The organism is Cerasicoccus arenae, assembly GCF_014651635.1.
GTDB classification, from domain to species: Bacteria; Verrucomicrobiota; Verrucomicrobiia; order Opitutales; family Cerasicoccaceae; genus Cerasicoccus; species Cerasicoccus arenae.
In genome coordinates this window covers 12,667-29,570 of sequence record NZ_BMXG01000025.1, presented here as the reverse complement: position 1 = coordinate 29,570, position 16,904 = coordinate 12,667, and the positions used below count along the sequence as shown (strand labels likewise).

Here is a 16,904-nt window from a genome sequence, read left to right as displayed (position 1 = left end):
TTGAGCCGCCGTGAAGCGATTGACAAGCTTACTTCTTGAAGTGCTCGAAGCCGGGGCCGCTGGTGTCCATTTCGCCTTCGAAGAAACCGTGGAGTTGGCGGATACGTGTCGGGTGACGCATTTTTCGCAGGGCCTTAGCCTCGATCTGACGGATACGTTCGCGGGTGACCTTGAACTGGCGACCGACTTCTTCCAGAGTGCGGGAGTAGCCGTCAACCAAGCCGAAGCGGAGTGACAGCACGCGGCGTTCGCGCTCGGTGAGCGAGTCGAGGACGTCCATGATCTTTTCACGTAGGAGCGAGTAAGCGGTCATGTCGTAAGGATTTTCGGCACCCTTGTCTTCGATGAAGTCACCGAAGTTGGTGTCGTCTGAGTCACCGACTGGGCTTTGCAGCGAGATTGGCTGTTGGGCCATCTTCATGATCGCCTGCACGCGCTCGACCGGGAGGTCCATTTCGTCAGCAACTTCTTCTGGGGTCGGCTCGTGGCCGAGTTCTTGGAGGAGCTGTTTCTGAACCTGCATGACCTTGTTAAGGGTCTCGATCATGTGTACCGGAATGCGGATCGTGCGGGCTTGGTCTGCGATGGAGCGGGTGATTGCTTGGCGAATCCACCACGTGGCGTAGGTAGAGAATTTATAGCCGCGGCGATACTCGAACTTTTCAACAGCCTTCATGAGGCCCATGTTGCCTTCTTGGATTAGGTCGAGGAAGGAGAGGCCACGGTTGGTGTATTTCTTGGCGATCGAAATCACGAGGCGCAGGTTGGCTTCGACCATTTCGGTCTTGGCGCGGTGGGCCTCACGCATGTTGCGGCGCACGTCGCGGATCAACTCCAGCATCTCGGCAGCGTCAAAGCGATACATCTGCGTGATGTCATGCAGGCGTAGCTTGATGGTGGCCGGGTCGTGCTTCTTGTGCTTGCGCTGTTGGACCTTCTTGGAAATTTCGAGGTGGTCGAGGTGGTCCTCTATCTCACGCAGGGTGGGGGAGAGGTTGTCGAGGAACTCCTCGAAGACCTTCATCTTGAAGCAGAATTTTTTGAAAATCGGCTTAAGCTGGCCTTCATACTTCTTGAAGCGGGTGATAGCACGCTTCTCGTTGGAAGAGCCGTCATCGTGTTTCTGGATGTCCGCCCAGGCCTTTTCGCAGCGGGCTTCGAGGTCCTCCGACTTTTCAATAAGGACGGGCAGGGACTTGAAATAGGCTTCGCGGCTTTCGATTTTCTTATCGAGAACAATGCGGTCGAAGCGTTCTTCGCGGTCGATAAGCTTTTTGGCCAGATCGATTTGATAAGTGGTGGTCAGTCCGACGGAGAATAGCACATCCATGGCCTTGGATTCGGCTTTTTCGATGCGCTTGGAAATGGAGACCTCCTGCTCGCGAGTCAGCAGCGGCACTTGGCCCATCTGTTTCAGATACATGCGAACGGGGTCGTCCAAGATGTCCTGATTGGCTACGCGGCTTTCTTCTTCTTCTTCTTCTTCGAGGCGGGCCTTGTAGTTCTCGACTTCTTCGTTGTCGAGGATGTCGATCTCGAGGTTTTCGAGAATGGAAATGACGTTTTCGATTTCCTCCGGATTATTGATGCTTTCTGGGAGGGCATCGTTGATGTTCTGCACGGTCAGGTAGCCCTGCTCCTTGGACGTACGGATCAAGATGCGAATCTTGTCGTTCAGGTGAGCGGTCGCTTCGGCAGCGGCAGCAACATCCTTAGCGGACTTCTTCACTGGAGCTTCCGGCTTGGCAGCAGCTTTTTCTGCGGGCGCGTTCATTTCGTGCGCCTTGCTGGCCGCCTTGACTTTAGCCTTCGCGGCTGCTGCGGTCTGCGGCTTGGTGGATTTGGTGGTGCTGCTTTTTGCGGTCTTTTTCGGTTTGGACGGCATAATTTTGCTTGGTGGACTATTAAGTGGGCAATTCTATCTGGGGTGGCTGATGCTTAAGGCGGCGAAGTCGGATGCGTTCGTGATGCAGGGCGCGGGTCTGCTCCGGGTTTCCGCTATTAGCGTTTAAAATGCGTTCTTCCAAGGCTTGTTGAGCGCCTTTAAGGTGCTGCTCAAATATGCGTCGGATGCACTCATTAACAGCTTGGACCGGATCTTCGAAGGAAAGTTCGCGCGTGAGCAATTGATATATATAATTCCGTTCGTCCTCATTTTCAAGTAGTGGTTCCAGTGTTTCTACGCCTTCCCAGTGGTCATTCTCCGATTCCGCGAGGATAAGGCCAAGGAGCCTTCCGTCGCGTTTGGAAGGATCAAGCCATTCATGTTCAATGGTTTGCGCATAAAACTGGGCCAAATCCGGCCGGTGTAAAGCGACGAACAATAGAACAGATTCCGCACTTGTCAATTTTTCATTGGATTTGTTTTCTTGTGCAGGTGGTAAGGGTCTTGGGCCTTGGGCGCGATTATCCCGTTGGCGATGCTGTCGGAAGTCAGACTCCATCGCGCTTCGGTCAGTGCGGGTCAGATGCGCCAACTCGTCCAAATATTCCCCCCGGACGATGGCTGAGTCACAACCTGCTAATGCTGTGTAGAGCGTTTCCAAGGTCGCAGCTTTGTCTCGCGGGGTAGCTTGGCCCATATTTGGTAATAAGGACTGGACGGCGAACTTCATCGCTGTGAGGCGTTTCTCACGGAGTGCGTCTAGCCCCCCCCCCCCCCCCGTCGCGGAGTAAGTCGTCGGGGTCCAGACCCGTTGGTAAGGGCAAAAAATAGACCTCTAACCCAGCGGCTAAAGCGAGAGGGAGCATGCGCATCGCGCCCTTCTGACCGGCGCGGTCGCCATCGAGTAGGACTTCCAGCTTGGGCGTGTATTTGCGCAAGAGGCCGAGTTGCTGTTCGGTGATCGCGGTCCCCTGTGGTGCTACGGCGGTGTGGACACCCTGTTCGAAGCAGCGTAGGCAGTCCAACTGGCCTTCGACGAGGACGAAGGCTTTGGATTCGTCGATGTGCTGGCGGGCGTGGTCTAGGCCGAAGAGCACGCCGCTTTTGTAGAAAATCGGAGTTTCTGGCGAGTTGACGTATTTGGCCTCTTTGGAGCTGTCGTCGTCGGGCGTGAGGTCGGTCTGGCGAGCGGTAAAGGCGATGACGCGGCCTTGAATGTCACGGATGGGGATCATTAGCCGACCGCGGAAACGCGCCCGTGCCCGGGAGGCGTCACGCGCATTGTCGAAGATGTAGAGCAGTCCGCAGGCCTTCAGCGCCTCCATCGAGAAGCCCTTGTCTACAATGTATTTGACGAAGCCATCGCCATTCGAGGGTGCCAAGCCGATTTTGAACTCACGGGCAACTTCGATCGGGAAATGGCGCTTTTCGGTCCAATACTGACGAATGAATTCTGCCTCAGGATGATCGGCGAAGAATGCGCGATGGAAATAATCAACCGCGACTTCGTGCAAAGTGAAAAGTTCTTTGCGTAGCGAGGCACGCTCAGGAGGGGCACCGTCGTTGTCGTATTCGAGAGGGACGTTGTAGCGACTGGCGATGAACTCGATGGCGTCGTTAAAGCCCAGGTTCTCCTTGAGCATAACGAAGCGGAAAAGATCGCCGGCATTGCCGCTGGAGTAGTCGTGGAAGACGTTTTTTTCGGGATGGACGTAAAAACTGGGTGTCTTTTCGGTATTAAAAGGGGAGAGTCCACGCCATTGCGCCCCGGCACGCTTCATTTGGGTATATGCCCCGGCCACGTCCACCAGACTGACCTGCTGGCGGATGGTTTCAATGCAACTGCGCGCAATTCGTGGCATAACCCGGAAAACTGGCAGAATACCACCTCGTCGCCAAGCCTGCACCTTGGATTCTTGCGCACAGGTTATTCGCAATGGGTTGTGAATATTTCTGCATAGTGAATGAAGATAAAATTTAGAATGTCTGCACTTCATTCTTTTCCCGCCGCGTTGCTTAGCCTGTAATGCATGCCATGCGCGTCGAATTGGAAGCAGTCGTAAATGAACTCAAGCGTTGGCGAGACGCGGGGGAGGACGCTGTTTATCTGGAACCTGGTACGCTGGACGCCGTGCGCGCCAAGGTGGCTGAGCTGCGTGCTGCCGCACCCGATGAAGCCCTGCCAGAAAATCAGGCTCGCGATACGTCACCTGCTTTTGAGGCGGCCTCCTCTGAAAGCAGGGGTTCGCTTCGTCCACGTATCAAGCAGAACGCCGACGTGATCAAGGATTTCCTCCAGCAGTCAGATTCGCCGTCAACGGCTCCGAAAAAGAAAGTTGCGAAAAAAGGCGCTGCCAAAGCGGGGCAGGGGCTTCCGCCCGGCGTGAAAGAAATTCCGTCGCCTACGCCGTTTGAGCTGCCCGAGGGAGACAAGCAGGCGCGTTGGAACTGGCTGCGCGATCATGTCTTGGGCGATCCCGTTTGCCAAGAGCACCTTCGTCCGAGCAAGCAAGTCGTGTTTGGCGTGGGCAATCTCGATGCGGATATTTTCTTCTGCGGCGAAGCTCCGGGCGAGGACGAGGAAATGCAGGGTGAGCCGTTTGTTGGCAAGGCCGGGCAACTACTCAACAAGATCATTTCTGCGATGGGGGTCAGCCGCGAGCAGACCTACATCGGCAATATCATGAACTGGCGGCCAGAGCACGATAAGCCCTTTGGCAATCGGGCACCGGTCGAAGCCGAGATCAATTACTGCCTGCCTTATTTGATCGGCCAACTGGAGATCGTGCAGCCCAAGGTGATCGTTGCTCTCGGGCTGACCGCCGCCAACGGTCTACTGGGCTTCGATCCCGAGCGCAGGATGGGCAAGGTTCGTGGGCAATGGCTGGAGTTTTCCGGCGTGCCGTTGATCATTACTTACCACCCAAGCTATTTGCTGCGCAATCAGGCCAACTCCGCCAAACGCTTAGTATGGGAGGACATTTTGCTGGCGATGGCAAAGGTTGGTTTACCCATTTCGGAGAAGCAGCAGGGCTACTTTAAGGGATAGTTAGGCTCGGCGACAGCGGGCCTTTTGGTCGATTTAGTTAGATGTGTGAACGCACCGGATGTAACGAAACCAGCTTCAGGCGCTCGTTGAGGTTGGCTCCTTTTTCTTCAATTCTGGGAGGGGTATTGGCGGCTTGCTTTTGGGTTTCGCCTTTTGAGGAGCACGCTCCTCATCGACTACTGCGGCATCGGTCAAGGCGGTCATGACCGCTGAGGTTAGATCGCCAGCCAGCTTTTTGGCTAAGATTTCAATGCCGGGCAGATTGGCTTGGCGTTGGGCTGCGATAGCGACAGCGCCTTCTCGGCCTCGGATCATATGAATGGTCAAACTGCCCCGGATGTGGGATTTTAGCTTCTCTGTGCCGATGGAATCGCGGTTGCCTTGATAGTACTTTAGGACGTATTTACCGGCATTCTCAGCCTCGTTAAGCCCCGGATAGGTCATGCTTGCGAAGGTGTCGCCTTCGATATCCATGACGAAAACGCCAATCACGTGAGAAAGGTCAAACATGCTACGCACACGGCGCTCAACTTTGTCAATCGCAGACACGGCGACTTCCTAAGCTAAAAGCATGCCACTCAGCTCGATTGGTTCAATTCCGGCTCAATCGAATCTTTGAGGATGTCCTTGAGCGCGCTCAGCGCCTCCGCACGGGTGCGTGCATTGTAGACGAAGATTTCCAGCTTGATCTTACCGTCTTTTCTCTCGCCGTGCCAAGAGTCGGTCAGGCGGTCTAGCTGGAGACGTCCTGCTTTTTCAAAGTATGGGAAATTTGTCTTATCCCATTGACAGTAAAAAACATAGATGTGATCGCCGTTTCCTTCGAATTCATAGGTGTTAAAGACCAGTTCAAGGCCCTCTGGGCTAGTCCAAATGAAATTATCATCTTGGCGGACCAGTTCCCAGCCACCAGCAGGAAGACAGGCTTCTGGCCGGTGGATACCGCCGAGTTGGGCTGCACGGGCACTATCCCAGCGTAAAAAATACGCCATCCACTCTAGCTTTCCTGGTCCCTTCCAACGAGCAAGGGAGCCTTCGCTGTAATGGAGTACTTCCTCAATACGCGGATTGATGGGGTCGAATTGGATTTGTTCGTCGACATTATCCCAGTCCAGATTCCATCCAGAAAACTGGGTGGGCTGCTCACGCCATTCATACCAAAACCACGCAGCCGGAATTGTTGCGAGCATTGTGACCATCGCAAAGATCAGTGGCTGTATTGGTAGCAGGCGAGGGTGGTAGTCTTCCGGAGGCCGCGTACCATCTATCGCCCCGCGGTAGTCATGGCGCAGCCACTGGGCTAAGGCGGTGAGCAACAACAGCGCCATGAGGCTCATTATGAACACCATATAGCCAGCCGGGTCATGCCAGCGTTCCATTGCCTCCCCCCCCTGTCGGGCCGTGATCACGGTCAAGATAAGCGTGCGTGTATAATTAAAGAGGACAGCGAAAGCGGCGGCGGCGGTGATTAACATACCCCGCACGGGCCAGGTAAACCGTAAGAGTTCGCCCAGAAAATAAGATGCCATCAAGGTGGATTGCAGGGAGCGCACGCCGCTGCACGCCTCTTCCACGCTCACCAAGCCATTGGAGAGCCGGATTACGTTACCACTGCGTTCGGCGAAGACGCCCATCAGGTTGGCCGATTCGACGACCCAACTGGCGACCATGGTCATTAGCCCGGTCACAATCGGCTTTTCAATGGTGACCACCCATGGGTTTGCAAAAAGCCAGAAAATGATCGCGGGCAGGAAATGCCGAATCCAAGGCCTCCCCCCCCAATAGCTCAGGAAACCGATCGTAATCCCTAAGGTGAGCAGTGCCTGAACCCAGGTGAGCACTCGCCAGTCGGCATTGGCATTGTAAATAATACGTGCAGGGTAAAGCAGGATGATGACTACCGCTAACAGCCCCCAGAGCAGGCCAGCGCTCCTGCTACTAGGTTCAGGCATGGGCCGATCCGCCCAGCGGCGAAAAATCAAATAAGCGCCAAGAACAGGCACGAACAGGCCATAGCCATATTGGTCGTTGAGCAGCCACTCCGGCGTGAGCTCCGCCCAGAGTAGCACCCACAATAGCGTTGGCACCGCCAGATTGGTCCAAGGCTGCATTAGTGACTGTTTTGGTTCGGCGTTCATGTTAATCGTTCGTGAAGATTTGATTCAGCGTTGCTTGCTTGTGACCAGAATGCAAAAAATGTGTGGAAATTTGTTCGCGCGTTTTCTTTACTGTCAGGCTTTAAATCGCGCACGCTGTTAGATCATTATCATGGAACCAAAAAAAGCTCCCCTCAAGCAGAACCGCAGCACCTTCGACAAGATCTTTGATGCCTTGATCGACTGGGTTGAGGCACGTAATATTCAATTTTCTAAGGTGGGTAATCCGCCCATTTATGATAATTCCTTATTCCCTTGGGCCGAGGAAATTGAAAAAGATTGGAAGAAAATCCGCCTTGAGCTCGAAGATGTGCTCAAGGATAGAGAGGATTTGCCAAGCTTTCATGAAATCACCAAAGAAGTCGAAACCATAACGACGGATAGCCACTGGAAGACGTTCTTTCTGGCTGGGTATGGCATCGAATGTGATGAGAACCGTCGCCGCTGTCCTGAGACTATCAAAGCGCTGGGGAAGATTCCGGGCATGAAGACTGCCATGTTTTCTATCTTGTCTGAGGGGAAGCATATACCGGCGCACCGAGGGCCCTACAATGGCGTGTTGAGGTATCATTTGGGGCTGGTCGTGCCGGAGCCGCGTGAGCAGTGCCGCATTCGGGTGCATGATGAATTTTACTCCTGGTCTGAGGGCAAGGGCGTGATTTTTGACGACTCCTTTGACCATGAGGTCTGGAACGACACGCCCGGCGTCCGCGTGGTGCTTTTTGTCGACTTCCAACGCCCTGAGCGCGGCTTTGGGCACTGGCTTAACTCGCTGGTAATCAACTTGGCCAAGCACACGCCCTATCTCAAAGAGGCGAACAAGAACCAGAAGGAGTGGGAGAAGAAATTCTACGCCAACAAGAAGAAAAAGGAAGCACCGGAAAAAGTCGGCGCTGGTCGATAGTTTTATTTCAGCCGGATCGTGTGAGTTATGGTTTTTAACCACACAGTTGCCTCCTAAAAAATAAATTTTCGGGCACTCAATTTTTTGCGATGAATTTCGCGAGGGGGGGGGCTTTGTCTTTTTTGATGGTTAAATCGGCTGTGGGCTAGCATTAATCAGGGATTGACGGGATTTGGCGGATTTTTGGCCTTTTTTAAAACTGATACTTTTATGCCCCATTTGAGCCTATTTTCGCCAAAAAATGGAAACTACAGCAAAGTTTTGCTCGGGCGAACGCGTCAAAATCGCCGTAAAATCGCGAAGCGCAACCGGATGGTTGCCAATTACCGCGATTGCCGCAGCCACTCAACATTCGCGCGGAAATTCAGTTAACATCCAAATCGGCCCGAAGCCCTCCATTGGATTGAGACCAAATCTCGCCGGTTAGGATGGCTGTTTTTGATATACACTAAGCTCAAATCGCCCAGTAGCCCTGTGTATTGCGAGGTTTTCGGCCAAAAGCTGCCTCATCACCACAATCCCCCTCAAGCGCCACTGAATTGGTCACCTCGTACCGCAAATTGATATTGATAAGGCACTTCCACACTGATTGAATCAGCCTCAATGAGTTTTGAACCAACCAGTGACAAATCCTGCAACAATCGCATCGTGCGCGTATACTAACCTGTTCTACGAGAGAAATGGAAAAAGAAGAATACATCTCACAAGTCACTCAAGTCCTCGACTCCAGCTCTCAGGACATAAAGGAGAAGTTCCATGATGCGCTTGGGGCCATACCAGAAAAAGCGAAGTCGATTGCGGTTTGTGTTTTCACTGATCAGGACGGCGAAGGATTCCTAGACATTCGAATCTCACTGGACGGACCAGACCTCTACATCCTGAACAAAGAAATAAAAGATAAAGCAGATCTCTTTGAGACCAAGATCGTCGAAGGAAAGGTTGAACCTCCTATGCCTTTGCTTGACCCTTTTGATCTCGATTTTGATTCAGCCGATACATTAGTTGATACCGCCTCCAGCTGGCTCGAAAAAGAATTAAAGCACACAGACCTATCAAAAGTGAATATCCCTATCACAATCTTGAATCCTGATGGATACGGGACACTCAAGCCAATCAAACTAAAAAGGTAGAACAAGTCGCTACTGGGCAACGTCGCTAACGCGCCGTCGCCAGAGCTCTACGTTCTCAAAGAAAATGAAACTTTCGGACATTGACTGGTTCCGTTTCCAGGAAATTACAAACGCAATTTGCCATAAGTGTTTTTGCTGGATCGAAAGCGAATATTCGGATCGGATTATCTGTGCATTTGGCGTTGAAGGGGGAATTGAAGAAGGATTGGTTTACATCAGTGCAAACACTGAGACACACAGGAATAGAGATAATCAGAAATGGATGGCCGATTGGTCACTCCGTTGTCTCGATGAAGCCATCCCTAAGAATGCCTGTGTCGAAATGATCCGTGAAATCTCTGATCAAATCGCATCAATTGAATATGGAGAAAATGCCCTTGAAGTATATTCCGACTTGAAACTCCGTTTTCGAGTTGCCGCCCTCCAAGCGCTAAGGGATGCTTACGAGCATGTTCACCAATGTAGCTTTTCCAAAAATCCAAATTTCGATTTGATATATATGGATGAAGAAGGTGACTATCTCATCGATGGCAAGGAGGCCATTATTAAAGAAATTAGTAACCTCAAAAGAATGATTGAGAACAAAACGAGATAGCTGACCCTTCATTCCGCGCCTTTCGGCGCTCCATGACGGTCAGCTACTCTTAGCGTTCTACAAACAAAATGAATAAGCAGAAAGCAATGATGACGCTATATAAGAGCACTTGGATCATGCTATTCGTTGGACATTACGTTAAAGAAGAAGAGATAATTTCTGGAGTCACTCTAGCGGTGATCCTTCTCTGTATGATTATCGCGACTTTCACCGCAATGTATCTGGCGGCAAAAGAATCAATCAGTTCAGGCTATGCAAAGAGGAACCTAACGCTTGCTATTGCATTCACCTTCTTCGGTGGACTCGGATTCATCATCTGGCCATTCTTAGTGAACTCAGAAATTGAAAAATACAGAGGAGCTCGATCAACCACAAACAACCGACCAAATGATGCGTAGATCCAGGCAGTAGTGGACAATTCCGTTCGTGCCTCACTCCATGCCACACTTTGACGATCTGAAAATGAAATGATTACAGACGGAATCAACTTCCTCAATGAGTTGGAAAAGCTCAAAGCTGTTGATCGGCGGAGTTATCCAATTGGCTTGAATCGAAAAGAGAATTCAGCGGAACACAGCTGGAGCCTAGCTATGGCCGTCATGACAATCGCTCCTCTTGTTGATACAGAGCTAGATGTTTTCCGCGCGATTCAGATGGCCTTGATCCATGACGTTGTAGAGATCGATGCAGGGGATACCTTTTGCTATGCTGACCAGAGTGGAAAATATGAAAAAGAACTCTCCGCAGCCAAGCGAATCTTCGGAATACTCCCGAGCCCTCTGTCTCAGACTTACCTTGAGCTTTGGCAGGAGTTTGAACATAGATCCACCAAAGAAGCGTTATTTGTAAATGCTTTTGATCGAATCCTTCCCTTAATTCAGAATCATAATGGAGAAGGAAGGTCTTGGACTGAGAATCAAGTATACTACGAGCAGGCGTTTGAGAGGAATCAGACAATCAAAGACGGCTCCGAAGAGCTCTGGATTTATGCCTTGCAGATTATGGACGCAGCCCGAAAAAGCGGATGGCTACCTTCAAAATCAGATCAAGACGGAGTGATCAACTCCGAGTCGCTGCGCTCCTCTACGTGATCATCCTCGACGTTCGCCGAATAAAATGAAGAGCATTCTTAAACCGTTCGTCTTTGCGCTGCTACTCATTGCATTTGCCGCTGCTTGCATTGCGGGTCCGGCGGTTGTTCTGCATCCCAAGTCCCCCGCAGTTAAGATATGGGATGACCAGTTTGTTGTTGTTCAGGAGTTCGACGACCCAAAGGAGATCAAGACGATACAGGATATTTTTCTTCGTTCCAAACGTGTGGGCGACACCTCCACCCATTTAAAGAACTCGACTCATAAAGTTAGCTTCTCAGATCGCTGGCTACTTGACATCAAAAGCGGTGAGATCGGAGTGCTTTCCAAAGCTGTGGTAGATGTTTATCAAATCGCCCCGAAAGACTTGAAGATCCTTAAGAAGCTCATTGCTTCTCTGTCGCCGTGCCACACTTCAAACATTCTACATCGAAAATATGAAAAAGGAAACTGTCAAAAAGCTAGATTGCATGAGCCCGCAATTCTTGGTTTCAGACCTCGACCAAGCGATACGTTTTTATACGGAAGAGTTGGGTTTTTCACTGAATTTTAAATATCAAGACTTCTACGCTGGCATCAACTGTAATGGGCACTCCATCCACCTGAAAACAGGCAGTGTTCCAGAGAGTGTCAGGGCTTTTATGAGAGCCAATGAACACCTGAATATTACCTTTGGGGTTCTCGATATCGAAGAGGTTTATAATGAGATTTGCCGCAAAAACATCGATGTGATTCAGCCATTAAGAAAGATGCCCTATGGGAAGGAGTTTTATATTTCTGACCCCGACGGGAATATTATTGGATTTTTCTGGAGCGAGTAAGCGGAACAAAGACGTGGATCAATTCGTTTGCAGCGCTCATTCCTTTAATCACCGTCTTACATTGTTCAATATGGGAAATTTAAGTGAAATGGATGTTTGTTGGGGGGGCGCACTTGTTTTCGACCAAGGTGGTGGGAGAGCGAATTTGTCAGCCTGCGGTTAGCTAGTCAAAGGGTTCGATTAAAAATATGGTGAATTGGCTGGCGATCTAGTGATACGTGCATTGTTTTTGAAGGCTTTGATCAATTTCCCCATAATGTTTCATTCTAGCTTGTTTGGCCGTTTCCAGCCCCTTTGGTGGATGCTTGGCGCTTTCGTGGCCCTAACCGCGCAGGCGGATGACCCGCAGAGCCCGGCTACCATTCCTGCATCACCCATGCAGACTGAGGTCTCGGCGAGTGATGAGGCAGTCGAGCCGGGGCGGGCCGCTCTGGATGCGTGGAATGCGTCTTCGCCGTCGGGGCCTTCGTTTATTGAGGGGTTGTCGGCCGATCTGGATATTCTGGAGTTGGTGCGCAATAGCCCGCTGGTCATGGATATCGACGCCGATATTGCCCCGATGCAGATGTCGTTGCGCGAGTCCATTGACGTGGCGTTGGCCAAGAACCTTGGCCTGAGCATTACACGCTATTCGCCTGGGCTGGCTCAGGACAACATTACCGTGGCGGAAGCAGCCTTTGATCCAAACCTTAGCGCATCGCTCACGGCGGGCGAAAATGCCTCACCGCCGTCTACCTCACTGGCGGGTGTTGCTTCTGGGCGTGCGATCAATGCGGACCAGCAGTTTAATCTTGGTGTGGGCAAACGTTTTACCACGGGCACTGAAGTGGCGCTGGAAACGCGACTTAATCGTGGCACCACGAACTCGACCAATGCGCTGCTCAACCCGGACTTTTCGTCTCGCCTGGGCTTTGAGGTGCGGCAACCGCTGCTGGCGGGCTTCGGAGAGGCGGTTAATTTGGCTGCGGTCACGCGGGCGCAGATTGGTCTGCGTTCCAGTCGGCTGACGGTTCGCCGCGAAGTGCTGGATCTCATTGCAAATGTCGAAATTGCTTATTGGAATTTGGCTGCCGCCCGGCAGCGTCAGGCGCTTTTCATTTCCAATCTCCGGCTCGCTAAATCCTTGCTGGAGGAAAATATTGAGCGCGAACGCGTTGGCTTGGCGACCCGGCTGGACGTCCTCCAGGCGGAGGCCTCACTTGCTGCTCGCAGTGAGGAAGTCATCTTGTCCCAGGAAACCGCTGACAATGCGGAAGATCGTTTGCGCTCGGTGTTGGGCATTCTCTATTCCGAAACGCTTCAGCCGCTCGATGTGGAGCCGCTTCCTGAAAATGACCCGCTGCTCCCGCCTTTTCGGGAGAGCGTAACGGGTGCCTTGGCCAGTGACATGGAAAGCCAGATTCAACTGGAGCTGATTGGCCAGTTGGAAGTCGACCGCGTGGTCGCCACGAACAACACGCTGCCGGATCTCGATGTCTACGCGGGGGCAGGGATTCTGGGCCGTGAGTCCAACGCAACGGTCGCCTACCAGAGCGCGTTTGAGACGCGGGGTTACGATTGGAATGTGGGGCTGGAGCTGAGCTTGCCTTGGGGCATGCGGGCCGAGGAAGCGCGCCTACGCTCATCCGTTCGCTCAATTTATCGAGCGGAAACCCAACTCGCAGAAATCCAGCAAGAGCTGTTGCGTCGGCTGCGTCTGGCTTGGCGCTCAATTGCATCTGGCCGCGAGCGTCTGGCAACCACCCGCGCCTCGCTGCGGCTCAATGCGGAGAGCTTCGAGCAAGAGCGTGCGCGTTATGACGCCGGGCTTTCTAATTTCCGCAATGTGCTGGAAGCCCAGCGTGACTTTGACGACGCCAAGCTCCGCCACCTGTCCGCACTCTACGACCTGCGCGAAGCGGTTGTTTTGCTGGCCCGCTTGGATGGTCGTCTGCTAGCGCGGCACGGCTTCACTTGGGACGAGGTGGACGATGACACCCAGACCTCTCCCGACCCGATTGCTGCGCTCGAGGAAGAACTTTGGCCTGCCCCCGATTTTCAACGCTTTAACGCTGATCCAGCGGAACTGCCCGCCGATTACGGTGCGACGCCCAATGCGCTTATTGAAACTTATTTAGGACCAGAGGAGACATACGAATGAAACACCTGCCCACAATTATCATCATTGGCCTCCTCATCGCCGGAGGCTGGTGGACCTGGAGCCGCTTGGAAAACGAATCCACCAAGTCGCGCCCGAAGCCGCCTCAGACTTCCGAAGTCGATATTGGCTCGATCGAAGATGTCGTCACGGCGGGTGGTTACGTCGAGCCCGTCATCTCCACCGAAGTGCGTTCCGAAATCACGGGGCGCATTGAAACGATCCACATCAAGGACGGAGAAAAAGTCGCGAGCGGGCAGGTGCTTTTGGAGTTAGAGAAAACGGAGCGTTTGACCGAGTTGGAAGAAGCCAAGCGTCTCTACGAAGCTCAGGCACTGCGGCTCGAACAAGCGCAACGCGATTATGCACGGCTGGAAGATTTGCGCGCGAAAAACTTCACCAATGAAAAGGATTTCCTCGATTCCAAAACGGAACTTGGGTTGATGAAAATCGAGCTGGATGTCCGCCAGGCTCGTTTGGATAAAGCCAGTGAGAATTTGGCCAAGACCACCATTCGCGCCCCGCATGAAGGCGTGGTGGGCAACTTTGACCTAAACCCCGGGCAGGTCATCACGGGTGCCACATCGGTTAACCAAGGCACTACGCTGATGACGATTAATGACCTACTGAAGCTTCACGTTCGCACCAAAGTGAACGAGTTGGACATTAATAAAATCAAGCCAGACATGGCGGCGCGGATCACCTTTGACGCTTTGCCGGAGGAGGAGTTTACCGGCGTTGTGTCGCAGATATTCAGCTATGCCGAGAGCGAGGGCAACGAACGTATTTTCCGTGTGCTGGTGACGTTTGAAGCGGGCGACGAACGCATCCGGCCCGGCATCAGTGCGACGGTCACGCTGCCCATTGCCGAGGTGCACGACGTTACCGTGGTGATCCCGACGGCGCTCTTTAAATCGAAGGAAGGCTTTGTGGCTTATAAGAAAAAGGGAGAAGGCCAGTGGGAAAAAGTCAGTGTCGAAACGGGCCTCAGCGACGTGCATCACGTGGAGGTAAAGTCTGGTCTGGATAAGGGCGACGTTGTCAGCCTCACACTCCCCGAAGGCATTGGCCCGTCGGCGGATTCTTAATCTCATTTCGCACTGCACCTCGCTCGATCATGGCCCTCATTGAACTCCAAGAAATTCGCAAGCATTACCGCATGGGCGACGAAACCGTGAAGGCGCTCGATGGTGTTACGCTGGACATTGAGGCGGGTTCTTATGCGGCGGTGCTGGGGCCGTCCGGCTCGGGCAAGTCCACGCTCATGCATTTGCTGGGCTTCATGGATTTTCCCACCTCGGGTACGATGCTGTTCGATGGAGACGATGTTTCGCGGCTTAGCCCGTCTAAGCGCGCTTGGTATCGTGCGAACCGTTTGGGCTTTGTTTTTCAAACGTTCAATCTGCTGCCGCGACTGAGCGTACTGGAAAACGTCCGGCTACCGTTGGACTATGCCCGCCAAGCACGCAATGCGAATGACCTGGCACGTGAGGCACTGGACCGCGTGGGTATGAGCCATCGTATCGAGCACCGACCAGGCCAACTCTCCGGCGGCGAGCGTCAGCGTGTTGCCATTGCGCGTGCTCTGGTAAACCAGCCCAAGTTGATTCTGGCGGACGAGCCGACGGGGAATCTCGACACCAAAAATGTGGAGCGCGTGATGGAGCTTTTTGACGCCTTGGTGGACGAAGGGCAGACGCTGATTATTGTGACGCATGACTTGGAAGTTGCCCAGCATGCACGGTCAATCATTCTTGTGCGCGACGGCCACTTGGTTGGAACGGAAGAGGGAGGGCATTCCGAATGATTATTGGTAGTGCAATTATCCATGGTGTTCGAGAGATCGGCACGCACAAGTTTCGTAGTCTACTGTCGATGATTGGCATCATCCTGGGCGTTGCGGCGCTGGTGGCTATGGTGGGTGTCGTCGAAGGTATGATGTCGGGCTTTCGCAAAACATTTGAGGGCACGGGCGGCATTGAAAAGCTGGAGATTGAGCGCGCTGAGCCACCCATGGAGCAGGAGGCCATTGCCCACCGCTCCCCCAAGCGTACGATGAAAGATTATTACGCATTGCAGGCTGCGGTGCCCAGTGCGCGTCGTGTATCAGCGGAAAAAAACGTCGACTGGAGTCGCCTGCAAAGTGACACTAAGCGCGAGTGGGTTCGTATGCGTGGGACAACCCCTGAAACTTTTGAAATCGAGCGATTTTCCACTTTGCCGGGTGGACGATTGATCTCGGATTGGGATGTTGAGCAACGAAACCGCGTGATCGTGTTAGCCAACCGCAATGCCCGCACTCTGTTTGGCAATGCGGCAGATGCGCTGGGGAAAACAGTGAGCACTCGGGGTATCGTCTTCACCGTCATTGGTGTGTTGGAACCAGACGATACCGGCTCTTGGTCGCGATCACGGGTGGCGTTTATTCCGATATCCACAGCGATTCATTACTTCGCGGAACCGGACGACGACACGATCCAAGACTTGGGTCTTCAAGCTGAAAGAATGGAGGACATCCCGGTGCTTACTGACCAGATCGAGCGCACCTTGCTGGTCACGCATCGAGGCATCAAGGACTTTGCCGTGGAAACACGAACTGAGGAGCTGGAGGAGTTTCAGAAGCTTGAGCGCTCATTCGTTTACTCGCTGGGCGGGGTTGCCGCGATTACGTTGTTGGTGGGGGGCATTGGGATTGCGAACGTTATGCTCGCATCGATTTCAGAGCGCATCCGCGAGATTGGCATCCGCAAAGCAGTGGGTGCGCGCGGGGGCGACATTTTCATCCAGTTCGTGGCAGAGGCGCTGGTGATCAGCGTTATTGGTGGGCTGCTCGGAATAATCGCGAGCGTGGGGCTGGTCGAGCTGCTGCGTAGCGTGATGCCGGAGGACACCGGGCATGTTGCGCTGTCGGCCAAAGCGATGGGCTGGGGCTTCCTGTTTAGCATGATCGTTGGCTTTTGCTCAGGCGTATTCCCAGCGATTAAGGCCGCTCGTCTGCCAGTAATCGACGCCCTGCGCTACGAGTAAGGCTTTTCCGAGCGATCCTTCGGTGCCTTAGGGCGCGTTTTTCAATTCCGATTAGTGCGGTCGAGCAGGGTGATCGAGTAATAGGGGAGGGTGGCGTTGAAAAACGTAT

At 53.0% G+C, this 16,904-nt stretch carries 17 protein-coding genes; 12 read left to right on the top strand and 5 right to left on the bottom strand.

The window, feature by feature from the left end:
- Positions 1–28: 28 nt before the first annotated feature.
- Genes rpoD through dnaG form a run of 3 tightly spaced genes read right to left on the bottom strand, consistent with a single transcriptional unit; the run spans position 29 to position 3,747 of the window.
- Entirely contained in the window at positions 29–1,885 is a 1,857-nt protein-coding gene (rpoD, locus tag IE065_RS18280) for an RNA polymerase sigma factor RpoD (protein WP_308437520.1), read from the bottom strand.
- A gap of 19 nt (positions 1,886–1,904) precedes the next feature.
- Positions 1,905–2,615: a hypothetical protein gene (locus IE065_RS15790; protein WP_189516845.1), complete on the bottom strand. Its 711-nt coding sequence runs from the start codon at positions 2,613–2,615 to the stop codon at positions 1,905–1,907.
- A 16-nt stretch (positions 2,616–2,631) separates the two neighbouring features.
- Entirely contained in the window at positions 2,632–3,747 is a 1,116-nt protein-coding gene (gene dnaG / locus IE065_RS15785) for a DNA primase (protein WP_189516843.1), read from the bottom strand.
- 164 nt (positions 3,748–3,911) lie between these two features.
- Here dnaG and IE065_RS15780 point away from each other — a divergent pair, with 164 nt between their 5' ends.
- Entirely contained in the window at positions 3,912–4,934 is a 1,023-nt protein-coding gene (locus IE065_RS15780; protein ID WP_229792141.1) for a uracil-DNA glycosylase, read from the top strand.
- Between the two features lie 75 nt (positions 4,935–5,009).
- On the opposite strand, the gene IE065_RS15775 is transcribed toward IE065_RS15780, so the two are convergent.
- The gene (locus IE065_RS15775) at positions 5,010–5,483 is read right to left on the bottom strand and encodes a hypothetical protein (RefSeq protein WP_189516841.1); all 474 of its coding nucleotides are present in this window, start codon (positions 5,481–5,483) and stop codon (positions 5,010–5,012) included.
- Positions 5,484–5,512: 29 nt separating this feature from the next.
- Complete coding sequence (locus IE065_RS15770; protein ID WP_189516839.1) at positions 5,513–7,072, bottom strand: exosortase/archaeosortase family protein; 1,560 nt, start codon at positions 7,070–7,072, stop codon at positions 5,513–5,515.
- 130 nt (positions 7,073–7,202) lie between these two features.
- Between IE065_RS15770 and IE065_RS15765 the strand changes: the two genes are divergently transcribed.
- From IE065_RS15765 to IE065_RS15715, 11 genes are all read left to right on the top strand, one after another.
- A complete protein-coding gene (locus tag IE065_RS15765; protein WP_189516837.1) occupies positions 7,203–7,994 on the top strand; it encodes an aspartyl/asparaginyl beta-hydroxylase domain-containing protein in 792 nt (263 codons plus the stop codon).
- 680 nt (positions 7,995–8,674) lie between these two features.
- Positions 8,675–9,124 (top strand): DUF6389 family protein, encoded by a 450-nt coding sequence (locus IE065_RS15760; RefSeq protein ID WP_189516835.1) that lies wholly within the window; start codon positions 8,675–8,677, stop codon positions 9,122–9,124.
- 64 nt (positions 9,125–9,188) lie between these two features.
- Positions 9,189–9,719 (top strand): hypothetical protein, encoded by a 531-nt coding sequence (locus tag IE065_RS15755; RefSeq protein WP_189516833.1) that lies wholly within the window; start codon positions 9,189–9,191, stop codon positions 9,717–9,719.
- Between the two features lie 68 nt (positions 9,720–9,787).
- Positions 9,788–10,117, top strand: coding sequence for a hypothetical protein (locus tag IE065_RS15750; RefSeq protein WP_189516831.1), 330 nt, complete (start codon positions 9,788–9,790; stop codon positions 10,115–10,117).
- A gap of 69 nt (positions 10,118–10,186) precedes the next feature.
- Entirely contained in the window at positions 10,187–10,810 is a 624-nt protein-coding gene (locus IE065_RS15745) for an HD domain-containing protein (protein WP_189516829.1), read from the top strand.
- 25 nt (positions 10,811–10,835) lie between these two features.
- Positions 10,836–11,363, top strand: coding sequence for a hypothetical protein (locus IE065_RS15740; RefSeq protein WP_189516907.1), 528 nt, complete (start codon positions 10,836–10,838; stop codon positions 11,361–11,363).
- The gene (locus IE065_RS15735) at positions 11,341–11,631 is read left to right on the top strand and encodes a VOC family protein (RefSeq protein WP_229792140.1); all 291 of its coding nucleotides are present in this window, start codon (positions 11,341–11,343) and stop codon (positions 11,629–11,631) included. Before IE065_RS15740 ends, IE065_RS15735 begins: the two co-directional genes overlap by 23 nt.
- 256 nt (positions 11,632–11,887) lie before the next feature.
- The gene (locus IE065_RS15730) at positions 11,888–13,771 is read left to right on the top strand and encodes a TolC family protein (protein ID WP_189516825.1); all 1,884 of its coding nucleotides are present in this window, start codon (positions 11,888–11,890) and stop codon (positions 13,769–13,771) included.
- On the top strand, positions 13,768–14,856 hold the full coding sequence (locus tag IE065_RS15725) for an efflux RND transporter periplasmic adaptor subunit (protein ID WP_189516823.1): 1,089 nt from the start codon (positions 13,768–13,770) through the stop codon (positions 14,854–14,856). The genes IE065_RS15730 and IE065_RS15725 overlap by 4 nt, the downstream gene beginning before the upstream one ends.
- A gap of 29 nt (positions 14,857–14,885) precedes the next feature.
- Positions 14,886–15,575, top strand: coding sequence for an ABC transporter ATP-binding protein (locus tag IE065_RS15720; protein WP_189516807.1), 690 nt, complete (start codon positions 14,886–14,888; stop codon positions 15,573–15,575).
- The gene (locus IE065_RS15715; RefSeq protein ID WP_189516805.1) at positions 15,572–16,795 is read left to right on the top strand and encodes an ABC transporter permease; all 1,224 of its coding nucleotides are present in this window, start codon (positions 15,572–15,574) and stop codon (positions 16,793–16,795) included. The genes IE065_RS15720 and IE065_RS15715 overlap by 4 nt, the downstream gene beginning before the upstream one ends.
- Positions 16,796–16,904: the final 109 nt, after the last annotated feature.

Excerpts from the sequence above, each read along its gene's own strand:
- IE065_RS15790 (WP_189516845.1), bottom strand. The coding sequence starts at position 2,615 with ATGAAGTTCGCCGTCCAGTCCTTATTACCAAATATGGGCCAAGCTACC.
- IE065_RS15760 (WP_189516835.1), top strand. The coding sequence starts at position 8,675 with ATGGAAAAAGAAGAATACATCTCACAAGTCACTCAAGTCCTCGACTCC.
- dnaG (WP_189516843.1), bottom strand. The coding sequence starts at position 3,747 with ATGCCACGAATTGCGCGCAGTTGCATTGAAACCATCCGCCAGCAGGTC.
- IE065_RS15780 (WP_229792141.1), top strand. The coding sequence starts at position 3,912 with ATGCATGCCATGCGCGTCGAATTGGAAGCAGTCGTAAATGAACTCAAG.
- IE065_RS15725 (WP_189516823.1), top strand. The coding sequence starts at position 13,768 with ATGAAACACCTGCCCACAATTATCATCATTGGCCTCCTCATCGCCGGA.
- rpoD (WP_308437520.1), bottom strand. The coding sequence starts at position 1,885 with ATGCCGTCCAAACCGAAAAAGACCGCAAAAAGCAGCACCACCAAATCC.
- IE065_RS15730 (WP_189516825.1), top strand. The coding sequence starts at position 11,888 with ATGTTTCATTCTAGCTTGTTTGGCCGTTTCCAGCCCCTTTGGTGGATG.
- IE065_RS15745 (WP_189516829.1), top strand. The coding sequence starts at position 10,187 with ATGATTACAGACGGAATCAACTTCCTCAATGAGTTGGAAAAGCTCAAA.
- IE065_RS15740 (WP_189516907.1), top strand. The coding sequence starts at position 10,836 with ATGAAGAGCATTCTTAAACCGTTCGTCTTTGCGCTGCTACTCATTGCA.
- IE065_RS15765 (WP_189516837.1), top strand. The coding sequence starts at position 7,203 with ATGGAACCAAAAAAAGCTCCCCTCAAGCAGAACCGCAGCACCTTCGAC.
- IE065_RS15720 (WP_189516807.1), top strand. The coding sequence starts at position 14,886 with ATGGCCCTCATTGAACTCCAAGAAATTCGCAAGCATTACCGCATGGGC.
- IE065_RS15715 (WP_189516805.1), top strand. The coding sequence starts at position 15,572 with ATGATTATTGGTAGTGCAATTATCCATGGTGTTCGAGAGATCGGCACG.
- IE065_RS15755 (WP_189516833.1), top strand. The coding sequence starts at position 9,189 with ATGAAACTTTCGGACATTGACTGGTTCCGTTTCCAGGAAATTACAAAC.
- IE065_RS15750 (WP_189516831.1), top strand. The coding sequence starts at position 9,788 with ATGAATAAGCAGAAAGCAATGATGACGCTATATAAGAGCACTTGGATC.
- IE065_RS15770 (WP_189516839.1), bottom strand. The coding sequence starts at position 7,072 with ATGAACGCCGAACCAAAACAGTCACTAATGCAGCCTTGGACCAATCTG.